Genomic DNA, 26,068 nt, shown 5'->3' with positions numbered 1-26,068 from the left:
CAAAATCTTCGCGTAATGAAATCCCTGATCGCATCGCAGACCTCCGGTTTGCACCAGAGATTCAGATTCACCGCACTTTGGGAAGGCCAAAGAGTCGAGGTCAGCGAGGCGGCGTATAACCGTCAAGATCGACGATACTTGTCTCGATATGCCAAGGCGCGAACTCCTGGTGCTTCAGGCGCTGGCCAAGCGGAAGGGCAAGACAGTCTTGCGCTCAGCGCTGGAAGAGGCTGTCTACAATTACGAGGAAGAAATTCAATCGAATGCTCTCGACGCCCATATTTCCAGGCTCCGGAAGAAGCTACTGGATGCTGGCGCTAGGGTAACGATCCATAATATTCGTGGTGTCGGATACCTGTTGAAGGAAGAATAATGCGCTCACCGCCCAGCAGTTCGCTTTGGTGGAGGCTGAGTTGGCAGCTCAGCGTTGTGATCACTGTTGTCATCGGTGTGGTTTTCGTTGGACTGTCTGTTTATGCCACTATGGTGCTTTCTCCTAACATTGCGATGGAGAGGGAAATCAAATCAGCGGTCAGGCAGGCGATCTCACGAAATGGGCAAGGGAGCCTGGAACTGAAAGATACACTGCAGCTGCAAGCCTTGTTTGCGGAGAACAGCGAACTTTGGATTGTAGCAGCCGGCACAGACGGCGCTTCTGTGTCCCGCGGCACCGTCCCGGCCCCCTATGCGGCGATCACGCCACTTACCTACTTGTTTGTTTCTGCGGACATCCGCAAAGCCGATGGGCTAAAAGACATTGCCTCTATCGACGACATAAAGACCCCGTTTGGCGAGGTGCGGATTTTATTCGGTGGCGTCGCTGGAAAGGGATCGTCGGTCGTGGCGATCCTAGCAGAGGCATACCCGATCTATGTCTCGCTACTCGTCGTGTCGTTGCCCGCAATTTTTCTCGCCGTTCCACGGATTGTCAAACGCGCACTTGCACGCGTAAGCGATGTGGCGGACAAGGCTTCGCAGATTGAGCCGCGACGGCATGGAGCGCGCCTTCCAGTCGACGGCATACCCAAGGAGGTGGCGCCGATCGTCACAGCGTTCAACGGAACGCTCGATCGTCTCGAAAATGAAGCCAAGAAACGCCAACGCTTCCTAATCGACGCGGCCCATGAGCTCAGAACGCCTATTGCAATCATGCAGACGCGGATTGACGGCATGCCCGAAGGAGCGGAACGTTCACGATTGCTTGAAGACGTTGCGCGTCTGGCCGACACCGCTGAACAGCTCTTGGATTTTGAGCGCAACGATCAGGCGCTGGAAGCGAATGGCAAGGTCGATCTGGTTGTAGTGGCACAGACAGCGGTCGCAGATATCGCCCCCGTGGCGATCGCAGCGGGCTTCCTGATTTCCTTCCAGAGCGATACCGTGAAACTCGAGCGCGAGGGTAGTGCTCCGGCGCTGGCAAGAGCAGTCAGCAACCTTATCCGCAATGCTATCGACCACGGTGAGGGTCGCGGAGAGATTGCCGTTTCGGTTTCGGCGGATGGCTCGATTGCGGTAGCCGACCAAGGGCCGGGCATACCAGAGGAACATCAAGAACTGGTGTTCGAACCCTTCTATCGGGTGACCCCGAAAAGCGAAGGATCCGGGTTAGGCCTGAGCCTTGTCAAGCAGATAGTCGACAACCATGGCGGACGTGTTTTGATGCAGAGTGACCGGCGCGGCACGGTTGTAAAGCTTTTCCTTTGAGCTGATGGCAGTACGCAAGTGCTCGCTCCTGATTTTCGCGGCTGGAGCTTTCTCGTAATGCTGCGGCAATCCTCCGCGCAGACTGTCCCCGACGCGATCAGCGTCGGAGAGTAATGAAGTGAACAGCAACCCTCATCTCTATCATCGTTTGCTTGACCGTCCGGCCCGAAGACGATCTATGGTAGCCTTGCTCCTGACAACCGCCATTGCGGCATCGGGATGCACTTCGGTTCCAATCAAGGAGAGTGGAGCGCTTACCTCCTACAGCAAGCTCGGCCCCGCAAAGGGCAAGCTGGGCAAGAAGCGGATTTTCGTGGAGGGGCAGGAACTTGTACGAGTGAAGACGGTCCGGATCATCCCGACAAGCTTCTCCTTCGACGCCGCATCTCGGATCAAGTCGCAAGCCGACCGTTTCCTCGTTTCCAATGCGATGGACCGTGCACTGTGTGTGGCGTTGAGCGATAAGTATCAACTGGTTCCCTCCGGACGACCTGCCGACCTTACGGTCCGTTCCGTGGTCACCGATATAGTCCCGACTAACAAGGGTGTCGCGGCAGCAGCGACTATCGCCAGCGTCGGCGGCGGCTTCGCGATCCCAAGCAATATCCCCCTGGTTGGCATACCGCGCATACCATTCGGCCTCGGCGGCCTCGCCGTAGAGGCCGAAGCAACCGATAGCTCGAATGTCCAGCGCGCGGCGATGATGTGGAGCCGCGGAGCGAACTTCATTCAGGACAAGCCTCGCTATTCGGAGGTAGGCGACGCCTATGGCCTTGCAAGCAAGTTTGCCAGTGACTTTTCCCGAGTGCTCACTACGGGCAAGGAGCCAAAAATGTTGGACATTTCAGTTCCTTCAAGACATCGACTGAAATCCTGGCTGGGCGGCAGACACAAATATACTGCATGCGAAGCGTTCGGGCGAGCTCCAGGCTTGGTTGGAAAAGTCGCTGGCAAATACGGTCTTCCACCGCAATGGACCGAGAAAAGACAGATGCCTTCGGATGCGAGATGATGATCGGGAAAATCTTGCTGCGTCAGAACTGACTGACGGCAGGGTATTGTTGATTATGTGATGGCCCACCCTTTCGAGGACATCCCATAATCAGCAGGCTATTTTGTCGCGATCTCAAAGGCGGCGTCGAGGCAACTCGCGACGACACTGGAGTTGCCGGGTTGGTAGCTTTCTTCACGAATACGGCGACTATGGTGAGCTGGCAAACGGTGAAACGCGGCTGGCGTTCTCCTCCTGCGCCCTTATGCGTCGACTTGGAAAAATCCCGCCAAATCTGACGCACGGGCATCCGATTTTGAGTTTGCATTGAGACCGGATTGTGTCTACCGCCCTTCAGCGAGCCCTGTTGGCTGACGCCATCCTCGTACAACATACACGCGACGAACCATGGGGCCAATGGAGTAATGAGGCGGACGGCCTCCGCACCCGGCATCGCTGTGCCATACTGTGGCTGTCAAAGGCCACAATCGTGAGAACCGTCCATGAAGGAACTTACCACAGTCGGCCTTGATCGCTAAGCACGTTCTTCAGCTCTACGGCGTCGATTAAAATGGCGGCTTCGTTTTGCGGAGGAAGCTCCGGCGGACAGAGGTCGTCAGCTTTTTCAGTCAGCTCTCACCTTGTCTGATCGGCATAGAGGCCTGCGCCACTGCTCATCATTGGGCTCGAGTTTTGTTTAATCTCGAGCATGAGGTTCGATTAGCGTTCGTGGACAAAGGGTATCCATAGTTTGACTGCGGCGATTGCGACGAAACCGAGGTAGGATTCTTTGGTCTTGTCATAGCGGGTCGCAACGCGCCGCCAGTTCTTGAGCTTGTTGAAGAGCCGTTCGATCTGGTTGCGCCATTTGTATTTTGGCTTTGTCGTGCGGGATCGGCTCGCGCCTGTTGCTTTTTGAAGGGATGACAGCCTCGACCTTGGCACTGGCGATTTCGTCGCGAATGGCGTCGGCGTCGTAACCCTTGTCGGCGAGGAAAGCCTCGATCCGATCGGAGATCATGCGGAACAAGGGCGCAAAGCCTTGGGTATCGTGCGTTTGCCCGGGCGTCAGGACGTAGCCGAGCGGTCGACCTTTCGCATCGCAGCGGGCATGGAGCTTAGTGGTGAAGCCGCCGCGCGATCGACCAAGCGCCTCGGTCTCCTGAGACCCCTTTTTATGCCGACCGCACAATGATGTGCCCGGACAATTGTGCTGTCGATCATGTCGGCGCTTCGATCCCGCTCGACCATCTCTGCCAGCGTTTCGAGCATTGCTTCGAACACACCGGTCTCGACCCAGCGTCGATATCGGCGGAAGACGCTGTTCCACTTGCCGTATTCATCAGGCAGGTGTCGCCATTGCGCACCCGTGCGCGCCATCCACATCATGCCTTCGAAATAGCGCCGATTGTCCTGAGCAGGGCGGCATCCGCGTCCTTGCTCGGGGGGAAGAAGCGGGCCGATCACCGCCCATTCCTCGTCCGTCAAACCGATCCGTTCGCCCAAGGCTACCTCCAAATGAAAGCCTTGAATCAAAAACCGATTCCGCAGTCAACCTTTGTCCACGAACGCTAATGCCGGCGTCTTGCGTCAAACCGTACGTGAAGCGGCAGAAGAACGATGCAAAGGATGCGGAAGCGATCTGTGAGGCGGTGACCCGACCGACAATCGCGGCCCAATCGGCCGAGCCGAGTCACCATGAGCTCGTCGCTGGGGTGCAGAAATTCTATGACGGTCGCCAGCGCGTCGTGCCCGTCGCGACTGTTGCTGGACATTTTTTCCGACCGAGTGATGGTCTCCGTCGATTTCGGGTAACCTACAGCGCACACAGCCTTCCTCTGGAGGTTTACTGTTTCACCAGGACACCGGCCTGGGACGTCTAAGAAGGCATCCAGTCGGATATCATCGACCATCTGCTTGCGATCCTTCCGGAATTCGATCTGGATGTATTCCAGAAACCGAATGGCCGCGATTTTCAGGCCTATCGCCCTTTGAATGAACCTGCATCACCCCCATCACCTGGATTCGCGCTCGGCCATTCGGGTGAAGTAGGGTATGGGTTCATAGACCGGCGGCACCGGCCGGCCGGCGATCACGTTGGACCAGCCGCCAGCCGATAGCCCGCCATTGCCAAATTTGATCGAAGCAAGACGATGCCCGCATTCTATCGCAAATCCAAGCTTCTGCGTCGGTCCCGCGTCTTCTGGGGCTCGTTTTCCCTCTGGCGTCCGCGCCTCATCTTCTGGTGCGGCGCGCTCGCCATCGGGGTTGTCAGCGTCGGCTTCGCCAAGCTTGCCGACCTCGCTCAGCACGGCTTCACAAGCATGACAACGGCTGGCGAATGGAATTATCTCATTCCGCTTCTCATAACCCCGGCCGGTTTCGCCCTCTCGGCCTATCTGGCGATGCGTTTTCTTCCGAACGCGCAGGGCAGTGGCATCCCCCAGGCAATCGCCGCGCGGCATCTCAAGGACGAGGAGGATCGCGGCCGCTTGCTGTCCCTGCGCATCGCCTTCGGCAAGATTCTCCTGACGGTATTCGGTCTTCTTTGCGGCGCCTCCATCGGCCGAGAGGGGCCGACGGTACAGGTCGGTGCCTCGATCATGCTGGCCGCCGGTCGCTTCGGCGGCATGGCGCAGGCCCGCGGCCTCATTCTCGCGGGCTCGGCTGCCGGCATCGCCGCCGCCTTCAATACCCCGCTTGCCGGCATCGTCTTTGCGATAGAGGAGATGGGCCGCACCTATGAAGCCCGCACCAATGGTCTCGTGCTTGCCGCCGTCATCATCTCCGGCCTTGCAGCGCTCGGCCTTTCAGGCAGCTACCACTATTTCGGATCGACGTCGGTCGCGCCCGTTCAGATGCGGGACTGGGCGCTGGTCCTGGCCTGCGGCATCGGTGGCGGAGCGCTCGGCGCGATCTTCAGTGGCATGGCACAGCATTTCGGGCAGCGCATCCGACGCTGGGCACAGCCCGAGCCGATGAAGCGCATGGTGCTGCTGGCTCTCTGCTGCGGACTGGCCATCGCCGCTATAGGCGTGCTCTCGGGTGGCGATACCTTCGGCACCGGCTATGAGCAGGCCAAGGGCGCCGTACAGGGCGAAGCCCTGCCGCACTTGTTCTTCCTGGAAAAGTTCGCCGCTGGCTTCCTTTCGATGCTGTCAGGCATTCCGGGGGGTATCTTCGCCCCTTCCCTTTCCGTTGGCGCGGGCCTCGGCAGCACATTGGGCTCACTCCTCGGAACCAGCATCGCGCTTGCCGCCGTGCTTGGCATGGCGGGTTACTTCGCCGGCGTCGTGCAGGCGCCGATGACGGCCTTTGTCATCATTCTCGAAATGACGGGCGACCACGAGGCGGTGATTCCCATCATGGCCGTCTCGATGCTCGGCTATCTTACGTCCCGTATTCTCTCGCGCGAGCCACTCTATCACGGCCTCTCCCGCGTCTTTATCGCAGCCGCCATCCGAATGCGGCGGGCGGCCGGAAAAGGCTCCGGAGAGACTGACATATGAGCCGGTCAGAGTAATTCCTGCCAAACGAACAGTGATCGCCGCTTCGAGGAAAGGTGGAAACGCTCTCAGGAGGTCTGTACCATGACCCACGGATGCCGATGGTGATCAAAGACGCGTTGTGTTGGCTCCAGTCCATCCTTCTCCTCAAAGCAGCCAAGAGCCAAAGCCGTCATGCCAGGGCGAAAGTCTGGCTCCCAGAAGAGGGTGAATCGGCAGGAAGGGCAGAAGTGAAACTCGACGGGCTTGCCGCGGTCGCCGATCCGGGATAACACCGTAGATATGCTGGCGACTTCGGTCATTCCAATTGCAAAGAACACAGCAATCCCGCAAGCGGAGCCTTTCCGGCGCTGGCATTCCAGGCAATGGCAGACGGAGACTGTCACCGGTTCGCCCTGCGCGACAAGCGAAAGCGCGCCGCAGGAACAGGTAGCCTTCCGTTTCATTCGTGCCTTCTCCCAGGTTCAACCAAATCTTATGCCAAATCGCCGTTGACCGCTGCACAGCATTTTCTATAAGGGGTTCATTCACCCCGGACCCGGTGAAAATCCGGGTGGCTCTTCTGGCCGCCGATCCGCCAGACAACGCAAAAGCATCAAACCAGTTCACATGCCGGACATCATCCGGTCTGGATGCACTACTCTTGCGGACTTTTCATGTTCAATCTGACGACCTACAAGCGTGAGTGGTTCTCGAACATTCGCGCCGATACTCTCTCCGGCATCGTAGTGGCGCTTGCCCTCATTCCCGAAGCCATCGGATTTTCCGTCATTGCCGGCGTCGATCCCAAGATCGGGCTCTTCGCCTCCTTCGCCATCGCCTGCGTCTCCGCCTTCGTCGGCGGCCGGCCCGGCATGATCTCCGCCGCCACGGCGGCGACGGCCGTTCTGATGGTCACGCTCGTCAAGGAGCACGGGCTGGAATATCTCTTCGCGGCAACGCTTTTGATGGGCTTCATCCAGATCGGTGCGGGCTTTCTGAAGCTCAGCCGCGTCATGCGCTTCGTCTCGCGCTCCGTCATCACCGGCTTCGTCAACGCACTCGCGATCCTCATCTTCATGGCGCAGCTGCCGGAGCTGATCGGTGTGCCGGGGCTGACCTATGCGATGATCGCGGCGGGCCTCGCGATCATCTATCTCTTCCCTTATGTCACCAAGGCCATCCCGTCGCCGCTGGTCGCGATCCTCGTGCTGACCGGCGTCGCCTATTGGGGCGGCCTGGACCTGCGCACGGTCGGCGATCTCGGCGAACTACCCTCCGCGCTGCCGATCTTCGCACTGCCCCAGGTGCCGCTGACCTTCGAGACGCTGCAGATCATTTTCCCGTACTCCATGGCGCTCGCCGCAGTCGGCCTGCTGGAATCACTGCTGACTGCACAGATCGTGGACGACATGACGGATACGCCGAGTTCCAAGAGCCAGGAATGTATCGGTCAGGGAGCGAGCAACATCGCTTCCAGCCTCATCGGCGGCATGGGTGGATGCGCCATGATCGGCCAGTCGGTGATCAACGTCACCTCCGGCGGCCGTGGACGTCTCTCGACCTTCGTCGCAGGCGCCTTCCTGCTGTTCCTCATCCTCGTGCTGGACGATCTCGTGCGCATCATTCCGATGGCAGCCCTGGTCGCCGTCATGATCATGGTCTCGATCGGCACTTTTTCCTGGCGCTCGATCCTCGACCTGCGCCGCAATCCTCTGTCTTCCTCCATCGTAATGCTGGCAACGGTCGCGACCGTGGTTGGCACCCATGACCTTGCCAAGGGTGTACTCGTCGGCGTGCTGCTCTCCGGCGTGTTCTTCGCCGGCAAGGTCGCCAAGCTCTTCCACGTGCGCTCGACGCTGGGTGCGGAGGGTACGGAACGCACCTACCATGTCGACGGCCAGATCTTCTTCGCGTCGGCGGAAAGCTTCACGGCGGCGTTCGATTTCACCGAGACGCTGCGCAAGGTGACTATCGACGTCACGCAGGCGCATCTGTGGGACATCACGGCCGTCGGCGCGCTCGACAAAATCGTCCTCAAATACCGGTGCCAGGGTATCGAGGTCGCCGTCATCGGCGTCAACGAGGCGAGTGCACACATGCTTGATCGGTTCGCGCTGCACGACAAGGAGCACGCTTCGCTCTCAGGATCGGCAAATTGAGCCCGTAGGCCACCTTACGCTTCGGCCACCGTCGCGCAATGAGGATTCAGCTCCATCAACGCCATCGTTACCTTCGCACGATACCGTAACGGAATTGCGGCCTTGAAAAAGGCCGTACCGTTTGGAGTGACGATGCCTGACGCGGTACAAATGCATCTCGCGACGCATGTCCAACTGCAGCTTTTATTTTTGATGCCGCAGGAACCATCGTGCACGCAGGCTCTTTTACACGCGCGATCAATTCGACGGGCTCCCAATGGAGCTGCTTCTGCCCGATTGGCCGCTTGAGTTAGAGATGCCGCTGTGTCGCATCGTAGACGGCGCAGGCCATGAAAGACGTGCATGTGTCAGGATCGCGCGCTGGCTGGGCCGCTCCGACGAAATGATGACGGTTTTCATCGATGTCGAGCGGACAAAGGAACAAGAAGTTCCAGTCGCAGAAATCCGCTTGCGATCCATTCTCGACATGCTGCCTCAAGCGGTCTGCGTTTTTGACGCAGAGGGCCGATAGGTCCTTTGGAACCAGAAATATGCAGAACTCTACAGTGACATTGCCAGGCATCTTCGGCCGGGCATTCATTTTGAGGAGATACTGAAGATCAACCTTGCCGGCGACGAGATGCGGGAATTCATCGAGGACAAGGAAACATGGCTTGTCGAGCGCATGGAGAAGTTCCGGCTGCCTGCCGCACAGGAAGAACAGCAGCTTCGCGACGGCCGATGGCTCCGGCACGACGACCGCCGAACGCTCGACGGCGGCGCTATCGGCATGCGCATCGACATCACTGATTTGAAGCAGCGCGAGGAATGGCTTGGCCAGTTGTTCGACGCAAATCCGATGCCCATGTTGCTGTGCGACGGCGATAATCTGGATATCATGCACGCAAATCAGGCCGCATCTAAATTCTATGGCTGGGATGCGGAAGAATTGTTGTCGCGGAAACCCATCTCGCCTTGATGGCGGCCGCCAGCGCTTTCAATGTCGCATCGGCCGGCAAGTCGGACAGGTAGTATTTACGCTCGTCTTTTGATCGCCATTCGCCAACCAACCAGGCTTCCTCGCCCGGCATGTGTTGCGACCACACAGGTCGGAAGCCTGCCAACGTAGTCAATCAACGTCTGCCGACGCATCGTTCAGCGAACAATGACCGCGCCGACCGCATCCACGCCAACTATGCTGCAAGCGTTTTTGCCCAGATCAATCCCGAGGATCGCAATAGACATTGGCTCGCTCCTTTCGCTTTCTGGATATCAGCATCGTACTCGATGCTGGGGGAATGGGTGGGCCATTCAATAAATCCGCCCACGCGCTGGAGCAGGACCGTCCCGACATCCTGAAACGCCGCCGCGCCTGGTTCGACGGCCAGCCTGACCTCGATCCGGCACGCCTCGTCTTCATCGATGAGACCGGGCTGTCGACCAAGATGGCGCGTCTGCGTGGAAGAGCGCCATGCGGTGAACGCTGCAGAGCCGGCATCCCGCACGGCCACTGGAGAACGACAACCTTCACCGGCGCATTGCGACTGACGGGCATGAGCGCGCCGTTCGTCTACGATAACGCCAAGAACGGCAATGTGTTCCTCACCTATGTCGAGCAGATACTGGTGCCGAGTCTGTCGTCAGGCGACGTCGTCGTGATGGACAATTTGCCTGCCCACAAGATCACCGGTGTTCGCGATGCCATCGAGGCGGCAGGAGCACGCCTGCTTTACCTGCCGCCGTACAGCCCGTACTTCAACCCGATCGAAAATGCCTTCTCGAAACTCAAGGCACTGCTGCGCGCCAAAGCCGAGCGGACCATCAAAGCCCTATGGGATGCACTCGGCGACATACTCGACCAGTTCTCACCCGCCGAATGTGCCAACGACTTCAGGGCAGCAGGGTATGAACCGGATTGAACAGGACGTGCTCTAAATTCTACGGCAGCCTGGATGGTAAACGATCACGTCAGTGAAGTCACACAATTGTGCGCATTAAAAAATAAAAAAATCTGCTAAAACGTGTATTATGGATCGCTTCCCACCAATTTGGAGGAAGCTATGCAGAATTTTCTTGTACGAGTTTATGATCAATCCGGGCAGAGCTGCGAACTGGTGGCTATGGTTCCTCTCATTCAGAACGAAAATCAGAATCTGAGCGATTCTGAATTGATTGCGATTTCGATGTGGATACTTCAAGATCTGGAACGCTTCTCAAACGCCGAGATCGAATCCTTCCGGTACCGCCTGGATATCCTTCATCCTCCCGACGCTTTGGCCCTTAATTCTGCTCCACAACAACGCGATGAGGAAGCTCCAGGCCTCCCGCCGGCTCAAGCCGAGCAGAAAAGCGTCCTTCGTCAACAAGCATATTAGTGATCCCTACTTCGTTCATCTAGATTGTCGTAGACGCACCTAAAATGAATGCGGTTCTCGAGTGTCGATATCAACGTTCCCACCCGGCGGATTTTCAGGGCGACACCGTGAACACATTCGATCGGACCCTAATTTCCTTCTCGGGAAACAGCGTCGGCCTGATCGTCCATAGCGTATTCAGTATGAACTGCCCCTCAGGCAGGACGCACTTCGTCGGCCACGTCCACCAGTCGAGCTCAACGATATCGGGAAGCTCGTTGCCGGGCCGGTAGGTTCAGCGCCGGGCAAAGCCGGTTTGGTGGCGGATTTGTATCCTGCAGCGACAAGCGCCCGCTCGAAGGCTACGGCATAGCCGGCAATTTTCTCGGCCTTGTCCGTGCCGTTGACGATTTGACGGGCACCGACGTAGTCAGCCCGGCCATCGGTGATTTAGTCGTTCAACGCCTTCCCGGTGAAGCTGCCGAGTTCGATGCCGACGAAGAGGATCTGGACGGCGATCGGAAGCTCGAGCGCCTTCGACGGGTCCTTTACGAGATCGACGCCGATCTCCGCGCCCTTCCGGCAGGGGCTGAGCGAGCGTGGCCTTACCTGGGCCGTGGGCGTTGGGGGGACCCAGAAGGTCTATCCGGTTGACCTGGCCCTCATCTGTCCCGTCGCCGGGCGCGGGCGCCCGCGCAAGAACCATGTGCCCGACGCAAAGTCGGTATCGGCGGAGAAGACGCTGGCGACCGCGCCCTGGCGCACGCTGAGTTGGCGACGTGGCACCAAGGGGCCGCTGAAGGCCCGCTTCGCCGCCGTGCGGATCAAGGTGGCCGACGGGCCGACCCAGAGGATCGGCGACATGGGGCAGCAGCATCTGCCGGGAGAAGAGGCCTGGCTGATCGGCGAACATCGTTCGAATGGAGAGGGCAAATATTACCTCTCGAACCTGCCCGCCGACACCTCGCTCAAGCGCCTGGCCGGCGCGATCAAGGCGCGCTGGATCCGCGAGCAGGCGCATCAGCAGTTGAAGGAGGAACTCGGGCTCGACCACTTCGAGGGACGATCATGGACGGGGCTGCATCGGCACGCGCTCATGACCATGATTGCTTATGCCTTCCTTCAATCTCGGCGCCTCAAGCAGGCGAAGCGGGAAAAAAAGAAGCCAGGGCCCGCCACCCCAGCCCACCCTTCCGGCCATCCGCGCGACTATCATCGCCGCCCTCGAACGGCCACCATCAACACGATGTCCGCACTGCCGCCGACCACTCTCTTCTAAAATTCTGCCAAAGTCGTGCTTCTGTAATGGGCCTTTGTCCGTCAAGTCCCTCGGAATGATTATCTCGTCGCTGGGGTCATGCTTCTGTCCGTGGTCAGCACGAAGACTGCCACACTATGCCATCAGATCAACAAGCCGACAGGTCAATCTAGGGAGCGTGCTTCGCCGAAGCGGTCACAGCACTACACACGACCTTGCCAAGCCTGCGTCCCAGCGACGGGACCTTATCAGATGCAGACCTTGTGCTTGCCTGCATCAATCACATATCTCTCCTCATGCCGCGACAGGGCTTACGCTCCAGCGAAAGTTGCATCCACCCACATGCGGTGAAGAACGACACCGAGTTTGCGGGCAAGGGCGACCTTCGCACGCTTCATCCCGCGACGCCTGGCCACATCGAGCGCCCAACGTTTTAGACTGGAAAAGCGCGTCGCCCGCGTCAGCATTATGTGGGCGGTCTCGAACAATGCCGTTTGCACCATAGCGTCGCCGACCTTACTGACTCCGCCATCCCGATCGGTTTCGCCGGATTGATATTTCTTCGGCGTCAGACCGAAGTAGGCACCCACCGTCCTGGACTTTTCGAACCGGGCAGGATCATCAACCGCGGAGCGATAGGTCAGCGCAATCAGGGCACCGACGCCTGGTGCGCTCATCAGCCTTTTGCAAACTTTGTCGGCGCGGGCGATCCTGAGCATCTCGCGGTGCAGCTTCGTAAATTCGCTCCACAGCGCTACTCGCGCCGTCAGCATCGCGTCAATCACCGTCGACAATGTCGAATGCCCTTCAATCAGTTCGCGGATGCGCGCCTCGAAACGCCCGCGGCTGACCTCGCCGACCTTTAACCCATAGCCACGCAGGATGCCCCGAATACTGAGCTCGACGTCGAGTAGCTTGGATTGCAGAAGCTTGCGGCCGACCAATAGAGCCGGAGTGTCCTGGGCCGGCGACGATTTGGCGTGAACCGGGCGATACCATCCCATGCGGAGCAGTTGCGCGATCCCTCGTGCATCCTTGCGGTCAGTCTTCACCGTCATCGCCGAAAGCGCCGCCTTCACATGCCGCGTTTCCAGCAAAACCACATCATGCCCCGCAGCAACGAGAGCCGCATACAGCCATTGGGACAAAGGCCCCGCTTCAAGGCCGATGCGCTCTACGGGAAAGCCCAGTTGATCAAAATACCCGACCAGGCATTCTGGCTCGCTGCCTACCTTGACCTCCCGAACCAGCTTGCCCGTCGCGTCGACCACACACACGCTGCTCTCTTTCAGCGAGACGTCGATGCCTGCATAATACCCCATGGCTGTTCCTCGCATGATGCTTGAGGCCGATCGCTCGGACCTCGTTCCAAACATCATCATTCTGAGGGACAGCCACGAAACTGGCTACTCGTGAGACGCCGGCCCATTACGGCATCTAGGCATTGGTGCGCTGGGCGCTGATGAAGGCACGGTTATAGGCGCGCTCCAGTAGTACCAGAGATAGCGTTGCAAACATGATGTTATCCTTTGGGTGTCAGTCTAAACTCCAGGGAGGGCTATATCGCCGTCGCCGCGCCCCGGAAGGCTTACGGACAAAAGCTACCGATAGCTGATATACACTATAAATTGATCATCGTATTTCTTGGATTGACTATCAGATATTTCCAGTTTTTGATCGAGAACAAGAAGATAATCAGAAAACATGAGAGCGGGTGTGGCCAAGACGAAAACAGAGAAAGCCGCCGAGGTTTGCGCGACCGTCGCATGCATCATCATCGCCAGTCTACTATTTCTACCGTTTTTAGCGAAGGCACTATGAGAACTCCGAGCGCAACTTCAAGGCGACCGAATAGAAGCCCGATCCATCGCGACGATGCGATCTACCAAATCGGGCGCGCGATCGGTGTCGGGCTATCCATCACGATCTATGCGATGATCTTGTGGCCGCTGGTGAGGCATCATCTATAGCTCGATGCCTCAAAATCACGGTGAGACTGCGCGTTGTCAGTGAGCATCGTTTTTCGCTGGCGCAAGGAAATGTCGATACAGTAGATGATCTGTTGGCTCTTCATTTCTAGTCAGTGAGAGACCCGGTTGAGCTATAAGAGGGGAGGCTCCCGGGTCTCAAGTCTTACGCTTCTTGGAGGTAGATGCTCAACGTGATCGCATGGACGAAGATGGCGTCAATACCGGGTGAATCTTTCTTTCCTGCAATCCCGGGTCATGTGTGGATGCACCCGGCTCAACTTGCTTATACACGTAGGCGTAGATTGGTCTGGAAGTTCATGTTCACCCGGGCGATGTTTCGTACCGTCGGCAGCGCAGCGTGTGTCCTGAACGGGTCGTGGCGATGGTGGATGAGAGGTCAAAACCGATCTACTTAGGATTTGTTTTTATTCTGTTTTTCGGATTTCCCCCTCATCTGGATTAGCCCCTCATCTGGATTAGAGTGAGGGAATTTTATGTTCCCGATCTGATCCGCGACGATGCGGCTGGCCTCGATGCCGAGCCGCTTCCGGTACACGCCTTTTGTGTAGATTTCGGCCGTTGCGATGTTCGTCCAGCCGTACTGGGCGAGCAGCTGATGCGTGGCGGCGCCACCCTCGGCCGCCAGTGTCGCGCTCAGCTTCCTGAGACCGTAAGCGGATTTCGTCACGCCGGCCCCAGTGCACCTATCCCTGAACCAGTTTCCGAAGCTCTCCTTGACGAATGCCTTCCCGCGCGCGTTGCTAACGAGATGGAGGCCGCGTCTCGGCGCCTTGTTGATGATGCCGAGCAGATCGTCGGAAAGCTCGATGGTGATTCGGGCGGCGGTGGTGAGGGAGGCGGTCATTGTGCCATCTCCCCTTTAAGTGCCGCGACGTAGCGCCCACGCAGGCTTTTGGCGCGCTCCTCGACATTCTTCAGCGCAAAGAGCAGGCTGTCGCGCTCGACTGAGCTAACGGTAAAGACGAGGCAGTCCCCATCCTTTTTGTCCGGCTTGGACGCACTGCCGACGCGAAAGCTGCAGCTATTGATCTGGCCCACCCGCAGATGCGCCAGGTGAACGACACCGGCCTCTATGCCGGCACTGTGCGGGTTTCCGCGACAAATTCCCTCTGATCGTCAGGCAGGGTCTCGCTCAGTTCGCAAATTTCAGAGACCTTTGCAGACGTAACCCGTCGAAACGTTATCTCTGCGCCATTCAGTGGAAGATTCATTTAAGTTAACTCTCTGACTCAGTAGGAAAATATGCGCGAACGAGGCAGTACAGCATTGCGCTTTCGCCAACAATATCTTGGTGTTGGTTTTGTATCGGGCCGCCAAGAGCCAAACGGCCCACCCGCAGGGAGGATGACAATTCTCGCGGTGAACCACTTGCCCGGCGTCAGTCCACGAATTAAAGGAGCCCTACTGCGAACCAATCGCAGTAGCCGATAGTGATGAGCGAGGTACCAAGATGGCAGCCAACACCATGCCGAGTGCCGGCGGGCGTATGCCGGCTGCCTTCGGAGCAGATGATCTGTTCCACTTGTTCCCATCGATGGTGCAGGCGCAAAGCGCCGCCGCATCCATAGGATCGCTTATCAATGCAAAAACTCGAGCACGAGACCTATTCGGTCGCTCAGACTATTTTAGCTGAACTCTCTTCTATCCACGTTGCTATCGCATCCGTCCTTGACGGTACGATCGATGGCGAGGTGTGGGTAGACAATCCAATCAGCCCCCAGGTGACGGTCGTCGCCAACGGGGACGCCTACTATCTCGCGGGCAACCCGGACACCGAGGACGAAACTCTCGCTAGCCTGCGGGAAACAATCCCCGACTGGGCCTATCTTTTTGCGGAAACCCGCTGGGTTCCACACCTTTCGAAGGCGTGGAGCAATGGGTTCGCAATCCCTCATCCGCGTGTTCGCATGGGGCATGTTGCGGGCACAGCCTTGCCGGCAGTACGTCAGCCAGGTCCAGGATTTGAGATCCTGCCGATCGATCGAGCGCTATTCGATCGCAAGCCTGGCAATCTTGAAACGGTGGAGGATTGCGTCGAGGGCTGGACCTCTCCGGAGGCGTTCTTCAACCAGGCTGTTGGGTACTGCGCTCTGCACAATGGGCAGATCGTCAGCCATAGCGTGACGGACAGCGTCAGCGGTCAACGGTGCGAAGTCGGCGTCGGCACGGAACCCGATTTCCGCCGGCTGGGGCTCGGGCGTGTGGTTGCTTCGATGACCACCGCCGAATGTGTGCGGCGTGGCCTGCATGGCGTCGAATGGCACAGCCATGAATCCAACAAGGGCTCCATCGCCATCGGCCGATCCATCGGCCTTTCGGAATTGGATCGGCATGTGGCCTATAGTTGCCGGTTGCCTGCCGAGAACGTCGGTGATCTCGACACTGATCATTGCCGCGAGTTGGCCTCGCATTTCGAGCGAGCCAGCGGGCAGATCAACTGGAGCCGCTTCCATGCTGCCGGAGCGCGGGCACTTGCCGGCGATCGCGAAGGCGCCCTGGAAAATGTGAGACTTTTGATCGAAAGCGATTGGGAGGGCGAAGCAGAGTGGCTCGAAGAGTTCTGGGCACTACAAACCCTCGCAGACGATCCGGAGTTCAGGGCACTGCTCGCGCGCAAGCGTGAGCTGGAACTCTAGTCACCCAGCACTTTCTGGCCGCATCGTCCGATGCGGCCAGTTTGGCGCCATCTTAATCGGTCGTGCGACTGGGGTCCCGTCAACGCGAGACTACAGCGAGCCGCATGGTTCGTCGTTAACGGAAGCGTTGCCTCGCTGTTTCGAGCGATGTTTCAGGACAGCGGATTGACTCACTGAGTCCTGCCTTGCTCGACCAGATGCCTGATGTCGTCGCCCAGCTGACCATTTTGCCAGGCAGTCCCATCATCGACTGGCCTGCCTGCGGCTTTGGCAGCCTTGAGCGCATACCCATCCATATCCTGCATCCAGAGGGGAGGTCCGCCTCAGCGAAGATTCGCGCGTTCGTAGCTCTCGCTAAAGCAGTCCTTCGTGAGAATCGTTTTCTCAACTGAATCCTCTCGCGGAGACTTCTGTCTGTGACGTCTCAGGCTTGTGCCGACGTAGCGGGTGCGACGGCATGACAATCAGCATCTGTAGTCGTCAGGTTTGTTTCCGAAACCAATCCAGCAGTGTTGTGAGCCGTTCTTTTGCCGGATGGCTCGCGAGGAAGACCGCCCAGTAGGTTGGCCCCGGCAAAGCGATATCTGACACCCGCAAGAGCGCGCCGGTCTTCAATTGGTCTCCGACGAGATGTTCCGAGGCGAGCACGGCTCCCTGACCTGCCAGAGCGGCGTCCAAAGCGTGGACTTCTTCGGAAAATGTCTGGCTGATTTTCGGTGAAACGCCGTCTACCTGTGCATGGGCCTGCCATCGCTCCCAGTTCGGCGCATTTGCAGCTCCCGATCTCCAGCGATAGTGCAGCAACGGCAGCGCGAGGACTTGATCCGGTAAAAGCAGCTCCGTGCCCGACAACAGGCCAGGAGCGCAAACGGGTACGATGCGGTCTGGAAACAGCCGATGCCATTCGGCGTCAGCGCCAGGGCGCTCGGCATAGCGTATCGCCATATCGATACCCGAGACATGCAAATCCGCGACGCGATCATCCGCCTCGATGGCAACGCTCAGTCCTGTCTCTTCGCGCAGTTGCGGAAGACGAGGCATCAACCACCTGCTGGCAAAAGCCATTGTAACGGAAAGGCGCAGTGGGCCATCCTGACGGTCTGACAACTGCTCGATGGCGGTCGCGATGCGATCAAGGGAATCCCTGAGTACCGGGAACAGCTGTTCTCCCGCTGTTGTAAGCCGTACCGGGCGCGGATAGCGCCGAAATAACTCGACGCCCAGAATCTCCTCAAGCTGTCGCACCTGATGGCTGATTGCTGTCGGCGTTAGATGCAGCTCTTCGGCCGCAGCTGAGAAATGCAGATGCCGGGCGGCGGCCTCGAAGGCGCGCAAGCCGTGGAGCGGCGGAAGCTTTCGCAACGATAGACCTTTCGAGACTGATCATCGCCCATGATGAATCTGATTCATTCAGCCCCTGAGATATACGCTTTGGCCCGTTTTTTCCACGCCTGATAATTTCAAAGCAATTCCAACCAGCAATGAAAGGAAAATTCGATGAGCTGGCTATATCTTGGAGCTGCCGTAATCTTTGAAATCGCCGTAGCGATCAGTGCCGGGAAGGCGAAAGGTTTCACGCATACCGGGTGGACCGCCGTGACCCTGGTCAGCGGCGCAATCGCCACCTTCTTCCTCAGCCTCGCTCTGCTCACCTTCGATGTTGGTGTCGGTTACGCCATCTGGACCTCCGTTGCGGGCGTCGGCATCGTCATTCTGGGCGCCCTGTTCTTCGGCCAGCAACTAAACGTGAAAAAGCTGCTCGGAATCGCCCTCGTCATCGGCGGGGTCGTCGGTCTTCGCCTAAGCGGCGCGGCATAGCAATCACTTCTCCTCCACCCATCCCTTCCGATCTAAAAGGATACTGAAATGACAAATGCAATCGAACAGCCCCAAAGCAGCGGACGCGCATGGACCATGTTGATGCTCGCGAGCGCCTTCGAAATTGGCTATGCGCTCAGCGTCGGCGGCAGCCAGGCCTTCACGGTCCTGAGTTGGTCCGTGGCCGCTCTGCTCTTCTTCCTGCTTACGCTTTACTTCCTCAGCGCCGCCTTGCGGACCATCGATGTGGGAATTGGCTACGCTGTATGGGCGGGCATCGGCTCCGTCGGCGCTGCTGCGGCAGGCACGGTCCTTCTCGACCAGCCGCTGACACTGATGCAGGCATTCTGGCTCGCGGTCATTATCGCCGGGGTCGTCTGGTTGAAGCTCTCCGACAGTCCGAAGCTCCAGGGGACATCCTGATGGTTGCCGGCATTTCATCCCGCCTGGCGCAGCTCATGGAGGAGGCCGTCGCCTACTCTATGGAGCATGTCCACGGAGGCGGCATTCCATTCACTGCCTTCGTCGTCGATCACAACGGCCAGCTTCTCGGGCGCGGGGTCAATCGTGTACGGGCCCATCACGACCCCACCGCTCATGCCGAGGTCGAGGCGATACGTGATGCCTGCCGCACGCACGGCACGACCCATCTGATCGGAGCGACCTTGCTCGCGTCAGCAGAGCCATGCGCGATGTGCTACATGAACGCGCGCAGTGCTGGTATTTCGCAGGTCTTCTTCGCTGTCGACCGGGACGAGGTCGCCGCGTACGGCTTCGATTATCGAGGCAGCTACCATCTCTTCGCCGACGACCCGCAGACCTGGTTGTCGCCTGAGGTAAGCAAACTGGCGGTGCCAGAGGGATTGCATCCTTTTCTGGCGTTTTGCCCGGAACGACGTGTTTCATAGGAACACCGCGCCGAAATATGAGGATCGCGGCTTTACGAAGTCAGCCTCCGCATAGAACCTCTTATCCTGACCGCAAAAGACCTGCCGATCGCCTGGTGTGGGCAGCTATGTCCTACAGTGCTTGCCTTGCATGCGAGGTTGGCATAGGCGACGAGCCGCAATTTTTAAGTCTTAAGACACACGACAAGGCCGCAACGGCGGCGGCCTTGTCCCGATCAGTCGTCCCCTTTCGAGCGCTGCATGCCCTCGGCTAGCGTCCAAAGCAGGCGATTGAGGCCGACATTTAATGCCATTGATGGCTCGGGTTGTGGGCGGCGAATACGAACCAACCAAGCGGCCCAGCCAGAGCGGAGCGGAGGCCGTGCGCAAAGTTCTGATCAGGATGTGAGACCTTTAAAAATGGAGGTCCTTACAAACTCTGATCACCATATTCATGGCTGATCAGCAGATCGGCAAGTTTCTGCGCTGCAGGTCCTAATGCCTCATCCCGGCGGTGGGCGACATAGGCACTAGAGGTGACCTCGCCATTGAGGCCCATGGCGCTGACATTGAGACGCACGAGTGTTCCTTGTTCCAGGCCCCCTTTAACGAGCCAATAAGGCAGTCGCCCCCATCCGGCTCCTCCCAGGATGAGATTGTGCTTGGTGTCCTGCGAGTTGACGCGGCAGGTCCGTGACGAAACCACTCCGAAATCTCGGCCCGGAGATATATCGGATGGATCGGTCAGAACGATCTGGAGATGATCGGCAACATCCATCAGCTCCATTGGATGGCCCGCATGGCGGAGGGCCAGTGGATGGCACGAGGCGACCACCGCAACCTGGCTGATGGATATCAGCGGCTCGAACTTGATGCGGGGGTCGCGGAAATCTTCACCGACCATAACCGCAAGCGCACAACGGCTGTTCCTGAGCGCGTCGAGCGGACCGCCCATAGCCTCCGACCAAACACGGACGGCAACGGCAGGGTAATCGTGTCGCAACCGTGAGATGGCGCGTGCGACCTCCTGCATGGGAAATAGTGTGTCGACAGAAATCGCGAGTTCCGTTTCGACACCATGCGCAAAGCCGCGTGCCTGGGCGCGCAGTACGTCCACGCGCAGAATGATGTCGCGTGCGTTGCCGAGCAACACCTGTCCCTGCGCCGTCAAGGCCGGCTTGTAACCGGAACGATCGAACAGTTTCACGCCAAGTGTGTCCTCAAGGTTGGCGATGGTGGCGCTTACGCCCGATTGGACGCGTGAAAGCTTATGAGCTGCGGAGCGAAAGCTGCCGCTGTCGGCAATCGCTACGAAGGTCCGGATCTGATCGAGCGTAAGGGCATCCAGCATGATCTATTACCGTGATCATCTAAATCATATTTATTTCACTTACTTCGATCATCCGTTTGATGCAACCTTCCGCCCAACGAGATCAATGCGAGGTCAACGAGATGACTAAGGTGCTGGTGCTTTACTACTCCTCTTATGGGCACATCGAGGCGATGGCCTTGGCCATGGCTGAAGGTGCGCGTCAGGCCGGTGCGACCGTAGCGATCAGGCGCGTGCCAGAGCTTGTTCCCGAAGCGGTTGCCGCAAAGTCCGGATACAAGGTCGACCAGTCCGCGCCGGTCGCAACGGTGGCCGAACTCACGGAATACGACGCCATCATCATCGGAACGCCCACCCGCTTCGGCAATATGGCGTCCCAGATGAAGAATTTTCTCGACCAGACCGGCGGGCTCTGGTTTGAGGACAAGCTGGTCGGAAAAGTCGGCAGCGTCTTCACCTCGACCGGCAGCCAGCATGGCGGGCAGGAAACAACGATTCTGTCCACGCAAACCGTTCTGTTCCACCTCGGCATGATCATTATCGGCTTGCCCTACAGCTTCAAGGGCCAGATGCGGATGGACGAAATCACCGGCTGCTCGCCCTATGGTGCATCAACGCTCGCCGATGATGGACTGGGAGGGCATCGCGAGGTGAGTGACAACGAGCTGGAGGGTGCGCGCTTCCAGGGACGCCATGTCGCCGAGATCGCGGCTGCCCTCGTGGCTGGCCGCGCGGCAGAGGGCTCGTGATGGACACGCCATCAACAACGAGAGCAATGTCCACGCACTGGACTGCCGTGTTCCTTATCGTTGGCAGCGGGATTGCACCCGCCTTGCAGGCTGGCAAGACGACGATTGCAGCGCCGCTGTTGCAGAATGATTTTGGAATCGGGCTGACGGCGATCGGCTGGCTAGCGGGTATATTTGCGCTCATCGGTCTTGTCGGCGGCATTCCGACCGGTGCGTTTGTCGCGCGTTTCGGAGCACGGCGCATCCTCATCATCGGGCTTTTGGTCACGACAGCCGGCGCGGCGCTTGGCGCGGCGATACCGGGACTGCCCAGCGTGTTTTCCGGCCGAATTGTCGAAGGGGCGGGTTTCCTGCTGGTGACGGTCGCCGCGCCCTCTTTGTTCGAAGAGGTTACGCTACCATCTGATCGTGATCTGGCCTTCGCCCTCTGGAGCTGCTTCATGCCGGTCGGCTTGGCGGTGGCGATGCTGGTGGGACCGCTGTTCGAGGATTGGCGGACGATGTGGTGGGCAAGCGGCGCGCTGACGCTAGCCATCTGCATCGCCGTTCCACTAGTCATTCCTGCCGGCGGCAAAGGCCAGGTCATGTCCTGGAACGGTTTGCGCCGCGACAGCATGACCGTGGCGCGCGACCGGGGCGCTATTGGGCTGGCGATCACCGTTGCGCTCTACAGCCTGATGTTTTTCGCTGTCTTCAGCTTCCTGCCGGTGCTGCTGATGGAGCGGCTGCAGGTGACGCACCAGACGGCCGGATTGCTCAGCGCTCTGACCTCGGCCGTGAACGTCATCGGCAATCTGACAGCGGGCCTGCTCCTCTCTAGAGGCTTCAGCCGCCCGGCGCTGCTGATCGCTGCATGCCTCGTCATGGGACTGGCCAGCTTCGGAATATTTCTCCCCGTGCTGCCGGACGGTGCGGCCTTCGGCCTGTGCCTATTGTTCTCGGCTGTCGGCGGTGTGATCCCGGCTATCCTGCTGTCCTCAGCGCCACTTGTGGCGCCAGCGGCAGGGTTGGCTCCGATCGTTCTGGGCCTGATCGTTCAAGGCAACAATCTCGGACAGATTCTTGGTCCGACAGCCATCGGCGGCGCACTGGATCGATTTGGCTGGGGTTCAGCCGCCTACATTGTGGCGGGCGCGGCGCTGATTGCCGTGCTCGTGGTGGCCTCGACGCTCAGGCGGGTCGGCGCAGAGCGGGTCAGCTTTGGAATTGGAGACCGCTGATGAGCATCGAATTCAACCACACAATCTTGGCGAGGCAAGACGCGCACGGCTCTCCTGCATCATGTATCGGCTCAATAACCGATTGCATACTGCAATCAGATTTGCGATACTCCCACAATGAAGGTGCGATCCAACTGCCCCATCAACCTAGCCGCCGAGGTGCTCAGCGATGCCTGGAGCCTTGCAATCCTTCGGGACATCATATTTGGCGACGGGCGATCGTTCCGTGATATCCGCGGCCATTCGCTCGAAGGGATCGCGACCATTATCTTAGGGGCCAAACTCAACAAGCTGGTCGCGGAAGGACTGCTGACGAGTGCCGCCGATCCGAACCGCAGGCAACGGGCGATCTACAATCTGACCAAAAAGTCCATCGCACTGCCACCTGCGGTGGTTGCACTCGGCACCTGGGGACGGCGGTTTCTTCCGACGGCGCCCGAGCTGGCGATCCACAATCAGGTGATCGAAGACGGAGGCCAGGAACTGCAGGGGGCGTTCATGGCTGAGCTCCGTGAGCGCCATCTCGGCATACCGAAACCCAAGAACGGTCCGTTCGTGTCGGGGCATCTGCGAGCCACTTACGCAGCCGTTATCGTCGAGACCGCTGCACCAGCCCCTGAGAGGAGACGATGACGTGCCCAAGTTCATCACAATCGGATATGGCGACCAGGCTGGCTACGACCGCACGCCGCGCCCAGTCAGGGACGCCGCCCATGCTCAGGATGCAAAATTGCTGTCCGAAGGCGCGGTGATAGGGATCGCTGGCGCGCCTGTGCAGGTCCGCAATCCTGAGGCTCGCGGCATTGAAACCCGTCAGGGACCATTTAAATCGTCGGCCTTGCCTATCGCCGGTTTTGCAATCATCGAGGCCGCCGACTTGGCCGAAGCCATCAAGAAGGTTTCGCATGTGCCCTGCGCGGTCGCGCACGGCGTCGTTGAAGTCTGGCCGCTGCACGAGACGACTTGATCCGATGAGGATTTGAAGCATGGCGAAGATCGTATTCCGAATGGACCTGTCCCTCGATGGCTGTTTCGATTTTCAGGGTTTACCGGTGCCTGATGCCGAACTCTTTTGTCACAGGACCGAACACGTCGGCGATCTGGCGGGCACCATCTACGGTCGCCAGATGTACGAAGTCGTGCGCTATTGGTACGACGACCATCCTGATTGGACCTCGGAACAGCACGACTTCGCGGTGGCGTGGCGACGCCAGCCGAAATGGGTCGTATCGCGCTCGTCGAAGTCGGTCGGTCCCAATGCCACGCTTGTCGCGGATGACGTAGAGGTCGTGATACGCGAGCTGAAGGCTAAGCTGACAGGAGAGATTTCCGCTTCTGAACCGACGTTGGCGCAAAGCCTGTCCGATATGGGCCTGGTCGACGAATTTCGTCTCTACCTTCAGCCCGTGGTGGTTGGTCGCGGAAAGCCCTTCTTCTCCCGCCCTCGGCCGCCGCTCCGCCTTGTGTCCAGTGAGCGAATTGGCGGGGAAGGTATCAGGTTGACATACGCTCCCGCTTAATCGCGTCGCTCTCCTGACGACATTGAATTACCTCGTGGGCGGACCCATATCACCCGCCAAGCGGAGCGACGAGGAAACTCCGACCAAGGCCCCGCCGATGATGCAGAAGATTTGCGGCCAGATTTCGGACGGTACAGCTTCCTTGTGACGCCGTGGACGAGCGCATAGCCCGCGACGGCGGCGGGCGCGGCGAAGACCAGCGCCTGATAGGCGAACTGCGCGGCGTTCGCGCCGAGCTTGAAAGGCAAGGGATAGGCGGCGAGCCTATCGGCCAGGATGCAAAGCCCGGCGACAGCCAAGACGCTCATCAGCACCGCGGCAACCATGGTTCTTCTCCTTTATGGTGATGGCAACCGCAGCAACGCATGAGGTGATCGGGCCGCGCGACCGCACGGTCGGCGTCCCGTGCGCCGTCATGTCGAGCGTCACCGCCGTCGCCAGCTTGTCCGCCGTTTCATGGGCGCGGCGCTTGCTGGTTTCCCACGGGAGCTTCACCGCATTAACGGTCAGCGAGGCGCAATGCGCGAGCAATGCCATGAGGCTCGCATGGTCGAGACCGGCGACGAAGCCCCAGAGGTCGACCACTGCCACATCGCGCTGCATATCCACCGCCCATCCGGTGTGGCGGTCATGCAGCATCTTCGCCGCCGCCGTGTTCTCTATGCCGTCAGCGTGGGCGGCGAGGTAATTGCTGGTGGGGGTGATTTCGAGGCAATGGGCCGTGCTGCCGCCCCGATAGAAGGTCTGCGCCGCCAGCGTGTGGATGACGGCAATCAACGACATATCCAGTTGCTCGCCAAGAGCGAGGTGCAGGCCAAGGGTGCGGTGCGCGGTCAGGTCGCGAATGAGGGAACCCGGCAGCGGCTTGCCAGCGTCCCCGGCCTCTTCTTCCCGCTCTGGCTCGGCTTCGGGACGGTCCTCGCCTTCGCCGTCCTCGCCGTCGCTGTCCAGGATTTCACCATCGCCGCTGACGCGCACGCCGTCGATGACGGTTTCGCCATCCTCGATGGTTTCCGCCTCCGGCTCCGGTGCCTCGTCCTCAGCCCGCATGAAACCACGCTCGATCCGAACAACTCCGTTATGGCCGACGACGATGAACGCACCGACGCGCGCGATTTCGTCGGGATCGTTGGCATGGCGCTTGGAATCGATCTAACTTGCAACGGCCGCTTCGCGCCCCATTTCAGTCGTTTTTCTATCCGTTGTGCGCTCTACAAAACGGACCGTCTATATTAGGGCATTTCCACTTCCACTGCCCCAAATCACCCCTGAGGATCACGATCGGCAATCCGGGGTTGAGGATTGAGGCGTTCCACCCAAGTCTAGGCCATCGACCGGCGAAGGAATTCAATCATCGCCCGCACTTTGGCGGGAAGAAAACTGCGGCTGCGATAGATCAGCCAGGCGGCCGTATCGAAGCGCGTCGCGGTGACATCCCAGCCCCCGATACAGGCATGCAATAGCCCCTGTTCGATTTCATCTGAAATCAGCCAGTCCGGAAGGAGCACGCGGCCCAGACCGGCAAGGGCTGCGTAGTGGATGGCACCTGCCGGTGAGGGGACCAGATCGCCCTCGACCGCCTGCTCGGTCAGGGCGCCGGCAGCGTCGCGGAATATCCATCTGGACCGGTAATCCCGATAGGGAAAGAGGATGGCCCTGTGATGAGCCAGATCCTCAGGCTGCTCCAGCCTAGACGACCGGCGCAAACAGTCCGGCGCGGCGACGACGCGGTATCGTGTGTCCATGAGCTTGCTCACGACATAGTTGCCATCAATCATTGGGGCCAATCGGATGGCAAGGTCGACACGGTCCGCTACCAGGTCGATGATGCTATCCGAAAACAACCCCTCGACGGTCACAGCCGGATATCGTGCTCGGAAGCCGCTCAAACGCGGCACGGTGATGCGTTGTCCAAAGGTGACGGAGGCCGAGAGGCGCAGCGTGCCCCTTGGTTCGACCTGCATCGCCCTGCACTCTTCGACAG

Annotated in this window: 24 protein-coding genes, 8 pseudogenes and 1 other annotated feature; of the genes and pseudogenes, 21 read left to right on the top strand and 11 right to left on the bottom strand. The window is 59.1% G+C overall.

The window, feature by feature from the left end:
- Window positions 1-136: 136 nt before the first annotated feature.
- From P9A16_RS31095 to P9A16_RS31080, 4 genes and pseudogenes are all read left to right on the top strand, one after another.
- Window positions 137-373: pseudogene (locus P9A16_RS31095) on the top strand (winged helix-turn-helix domain-containing protein); the annotation flags it as partial.
- Complete coding sequence (locus tag P9A16_RS31090; protein ID WP_024270016.1) at window positions 373-1,704, top strand: sensor histidine kinase; 1,332 nt, start codon at window positions 373-375, stop codon at window positions 1,702-1,704. The pseudogene P9A16_RS31095 and the gene P9A16_RS31090, both read left to right, overlap by 1 nt.
- 178 nt (window positions 1,705-1,882) lie before the next feature.
- Complete coding sequence (locus P9A16_RS31085) at window positions 1,883-2,716, top strand: DUF3313 domain-containing protein (protein ID WP_081870489.1); 834 nt, start codon at window positions 1,883-1,885, stop codon at window positions 2,714-2,716.
- 482 nt (window positions 2,717-3,198) lie between these two features.
- Window positions 3,199-3,418 (top strand): annotated as a pseudogene (locus tag P9A16_RS31080) (IS110 family transposase); the annotation flags it as partial.
- Window positions 3,419-3,494: 76 nt separating this feature from the next.
- Here the strand turns inward: P9A16_RS31080 and P9A16_RS31070 are convergent.
- Both P9A16_RS31070 and P9A16_RS31065 read right to left on the bottom strand, forming a co-directional pair.
- Window positions 3,495-3,887, bottom strand: coding sequence for a transposase (locus P9A16_RS31070; RefSeq protein ID WP_245290333.1), 393 nt, complete (start codon window positions 3,885-3,887; stop codon window positions 3,495-3,497).
- Window positions 3,842-4,183: pseudogene (locus P9A16_RS31065) on the bottom strand (IS5 family transposase); the annotation flags it as partial. The gene P9A16_RS31070 and the pseudogene P9A16_RS31065, both read right to left, overlap by 46 nt.
- A gap of 665 nt (window positions 4,184-4,848) precedes the next feature.
- On the opposite strand from P9A16_RS31065, the gene P9A16_RS31045 reads away from it, so the two are divergent.
- Complete coding sequence (locus P9A16_RS31045) at window positions 4,849-6,204, top strand: chloride channel protein (protein ID WP_023516470.1); 1,356 nt, start codon at window positions 4,849-4,851, stop codon at window positions 6,202-6,204.
- Between the two features lie 65 nt (window positions 6,205-6,269).
- On the opposite strand, the gene P9A16_RS31040 is transcribed toward P9A16_RS31045, so the two are convergent.
- Window positions 6,270-6,647: a GFA family protein gene (locus P9A16_RS31040; protein ID WP_037405224.1), complete on the bottom strand. Its 378-nt coding sequence runs from the start codon at window positions 6,645-6,647 to the stop codon at window positions 6,270-6,272.
- A gap of 85 nt (window positions 6,648-6,732) precedes the next feature.
- Window positions 6,733-6,788 (top strand) — a sequence feature (sul1 is cis-regulatory element that is thought to sense ions involved in sulfur or methionine metabolism; They are found in Alphaproteobacteria).
- A 69-nt stretch (window positions 6,789-6,857) separates the two neighbouring features.
- On the opposite strand from P9A16_RS31040, the gene P9A16_RS31035 reads away from it, so the two are divergent.
- The 4 genes and pseudogenes from P9A16_RS31035 to P9A16_RS31020 all read left to right on the top strand — a co-directional run bounded on the left by P9A16_RS31035 (window position 6,858) and on the right by P9A16_RS31020 (window position 9,300).
- Window positions 6,858-8,342, top strand: coding sequence for a SulP family inorganic anion transporter (locus tag P9A16_RS31035; protein WP_024270019.1), 1,485 nt, complete (start codon window positions 6,858-6,860; stop codon window positions 8,340-8,342).
- Between the two features lie 256 nt (window positions 8,343-8,598).
- Window positions 8,599-8,853, top strand: a complete 255-nt coding sequence (locus P9A16_RS31030; RefSeq protein WP_050746734.1) for a hypothetical protein — start codon at window positions 8,599-8,601, stop codon at window positions 8,851-8,853.
- A gap of 12 nt (window positions 8,854-8,865) precedes the next feature.
- Window positions 8,866-9,138 (top strand): annotated as a pseudogene (locus tag P9A16_RS31025) (PAS-domain containing protein); the annotation flags it as partial.
- The gene (locus P9A16_RS31020) at window positions 9,112-9,300 is read left to right on the top strand and encodes a PAS domain-containing protein (protein WP_256363697.1); all 189 of its coding nucleotides are present in this window, start codon (window positions 9,112-9,114) and stop codon (window positions 9,298-9,300) included. The pseudogene P9A16_RS31025 and the gene P9A16_RS31020, both read left to right, overlap by 27 nt.
- Here P9A16_RS31020 and P9A16_RS31015 read toward each other — a convergent pair.
- Window positions 9,284-9,418, bottom strand: a pseudogene (locus tag P9A16_RS31015) (IS701 family transposase); the annotation flags it as partial. The gene P9A16_RS31020 and the pseudogene P9A16_RS31015 overlap by 17 nt on opposite strands.
- 219 nt (window positions 9,419-9,637) lie before the next feature.
- On the opposite strand from P9A16_RS31015, the pseudogene P9A16_RS31005 reads away from it, so the two are divergent.
- The 3 genes and pseudogenes from P9A16_RS31005 to P9A16_RS30995 all read left to right on the top strand — a co-directional run.
- Window positions 9,638-10,240, top strand: a pseudogene (locus P9A16_RS31005) (IS630 family transposase); the annotation flags it as partial.
- A gap of 141 nt (window positions 10,241-10,381) precedes the next feature.
- The gene (locus tag P9A16_RS31000) at window positions 10,382-10,696 is read left to right on the top strand and encodes a hypothetical protein (RefSeq protein WP_037405227.1); all 315 of its coding nucleotides are present in this window, start codon (window positions 10,382-10,384) and stop codon (window positions 10,694-10,696) included.
- Window positions 10,697-11,240: 544 nt separating this feature from the next.
- Window positions 11,241-11,954 (top strand): annotated as a pseudogene (locus tag P9A16_RS30995) (IS701 family transposase); the annotation flags it as partial.
- Between the two features lie 290 nt (window positions 11,955-12,244).
- Here the strand turns inward: P9A16_RS30995 and P9A16_RS30990 are convergent.
- From P9A16_RS30990 to P9A16_RS30980, 3 genes are all read right to left on the bottom strand, one after another.
- Window positions 12,245-13,255, bottom strand: coding sequence for an IS110 family transposase (locus tag P9A16_RS30990; protein WP_443021720.1), 1,011 nt, complete (start codon window positions 13,253-13,255; stop codon window positions 12,245-12,247).
- 1,060 nt (window positions 13,256-14,315) lie between these two features.
- A complete protein-coding gene (locus P9A16_RS30985; protein ID WP_023517387.1) occupies window positions 14,316-14,768 on the bottom strand; it encodes a phage integrase family in 453 nt (150 codons plus the stop codon).
- On the bottom strand, window positions 14,765-14,962 hold the full coding sequence (locus P9A16_RS30980) for a hypothetical protein (RefSeq protein WP_023517386.1): 198 nt from the start codon (window positions 14,960-14,962) through the stop codon (window positions 14,765-14,767). The genes P9A16_RS30985 and P9A16_RS30980 overlap by 4 nt, the downstream gene beginning before the upstream one ends.
- Window positions 14,963-15,504: 542 nt before the next feature.
- Here P9A16_RS30980 and P9A16_RS30975 point away from each other — a divergent pair.
- Window positions 15,505-16,560, top strand: a complete 1,056-nt coding sequence (locus tag P9A16_RS30975) for a GNAT family N-acetyltransferase (protein ID WP_024270024.1) — start codon at window positions 15,505-15,507, stop codon at window positions 16,558-16,560.
- 480 nt (window positions 16,561-17,040) lie between these two features.
- Here P9A16_RS30975 and P9A16_RS30970 read toward each other — a convergent pair whose 3' ends face one another.
- The gene (locus P9A16_RS30970; RefSeq protein WP_024270025.1) at window positions 17,041-17,922 is read right to left on the bottom strand and encodes a LysR substrate-binding domain-containing protein; all 882 of its coding nucleotides are present in this window, start codon (window positions 17,920-17,922) and stop codon (window positions 17,041-17,043) included.
- Between the two features lie 135 nt (window positions 17,923-18,057).
- On the opposite strand from P9A16_RS30970, the gene P9A16_RS30965 reads away from it, so the two are divergent.
- From P9A16_RS30965 to P9A16_RS30955, 3 genes are read left to right on the top strand one after another with little or no spacing between them, the layout of a single operon-like run.
- A complete protein-coding gene (locus tag P9A16_RS30965; RefSeq protein ID WP_024270026.1) occupies window positions 18,058-18,378 on the top strand; it encodes a DMT family transporter in 321 nt (106 codons plus the stop codon).
- Between the two features lie 48 nt (window positions 18,379-18,426).
- A complete protein-coding gene (locus P9A16_RS30960; RefSeq protein ID WP_024270027.1) occupies window positions 18,427-18,801 on the top strand; it encodes a DMT family transporter in 375 nt (124 codons plus the stop codon).
- The gene (locus tag P9A16_RS30955) at window positions 18,801-19,286 is read left to right on the top strand and encodes a nucleoside deaminase (protein WP_024270028.1); all 486 of its coding nucleotides are present in this window, start codon (window positions 18,801-18,803) and stop codon (window positions 19,284-19,286) included. Before P9A16_RS30960 ends, P9A16_RS30955 begins: the two co-directional genes overlap by 1 nt.
- 409 nt (window positions 19,287-19,695) lie before the next feature.
- On the opposite strand, the gene P9A16_RS30950 is transcribed toward P9A16_RS30955, so the two are convergent.
- The gene (locus tag P9A16_RS30950; RefSeq protein ID WP_024270029.1) at window positions 19,696-20,616 is read right to left on the bottom strand and encodes a LysR family transcriptional regulator; all 921 of its coding nucleotides are present in this window, start codon (window positions 20,614-20,616) and stop codon (window positions 19,696-19,698) included.
- Between the two features lie 101 nt (window positions 20,617-20,717).
- On the opposite strand from P9A16_RS30950, the gene wrbA reads away from it, so the two are divergent.
- The 5 genes from wrbA to P9A16_RS30925 all read left to right on the top strand — a co-directional run bounded on the left by wrbA (window position 20,718) and on the right by P9A16_RS30925 (window position 24,084).
- Window positions 20,718-21,344, top strand: a complete 627-nt coding sequence (wrbA, locus tag P9A16_RS30945) for an NAD(P)H:quinone oxidoreductase (protein WP_023511899.1) — start codon at window positions 20,718-20,720, stop codon at window positions 21,342-21,344.
- A gap of 26 nt (window positions 21,345-21,370) precedes the next feature.
- Window positions 21,371-22,564 (top strand): MFS transporter, encoded by a 1,194-nt coding sequence (locus tag P9A16_RS30940; RefSeq protein ID WP_037405231.1) that lies wholly within the window; start codon window positions 21,371-21,373, stop codon window positions 22,562-22,564.
- 117 nt (window positions 22,565-22,681) lie between these two features.
- Complete coding sequence (locus tag P9A16_RS30935; RefSeq protein ID WP_278026308.1) at window positions 22,682-23,197, top strand: winged helix-turn-helix transcriptional regulator; 516 nt, start codon at window positions 22,682-22,684, stop codon at window positions 23,195-23,197.
- A gap of 1 nt (window position 23,198) precedes the next feature.
- Window positions 23,199-23,531, top strand: coding sequence for a YciI family protein (locus tag P9A16_RS30930; protein WP_037405260.1), 333 nt, complete (start codon window positions 23,199-23,201; stop codon window positions 23,529-23,531).
- Window positions 23,532-23,550: 19 nt separating this feature from the next.
- Complete coding sequence (locus P9A16_RS30925) at window positions 23,551-24,084, top strand: dihydrofolate reductase family protein (RefSeq protein WP_278026307.1); 534 nt, start codon at window positions 23,551-23,553, stop codon at window positions 24,082-24,084.
- A 351-nt stretch (window positions 24,085-24,435) separates the two neighbouring features.
- Here the strand turns inward: P9A16_RS30925 and P9A16_RS30915 are convergent.
- Together P9A16_RS30915 and P9A16_RS30910 are read right to left on the bottom strand one after the other, a co-directional pair.
- Window positions 24,436-25,236, bottom strand: a pseudogene (locus P9A16_RS30915) (chromosome partitioning protein ParB); the annotation flags it as partial.
- A gap of 170 nt (window positions 25,237-25,406) precedes the next feature.
- Window positions 25,407-26,048 carry a substrate binding domain-containing protein gene (locus P9A16_RS30910; RefSeq protein ID WP_024270032.1) on the bottom strand — a complete coding sequence of 214 codons (642 nt, stop codon included), beginning with the start codon at window positions 26,046-26,048 and terminating at the stop codon, window positions 25,407-25,409.
- Window positions 26,049-26,068: the final 20 nt, after the last annotated feature.

Origin of the sequence: Shinella sp. 838, assembly GCF_029623935.1 — a bacterium.
Lineage (GTDB): Bacteria > Pseudomonadota > Alphaproteobacteria > Rhizobiales > Rhizobiaceae > Shinella.
This window is presented reverse-complemented; position numbering and strand designations above follow the sequence as displayed.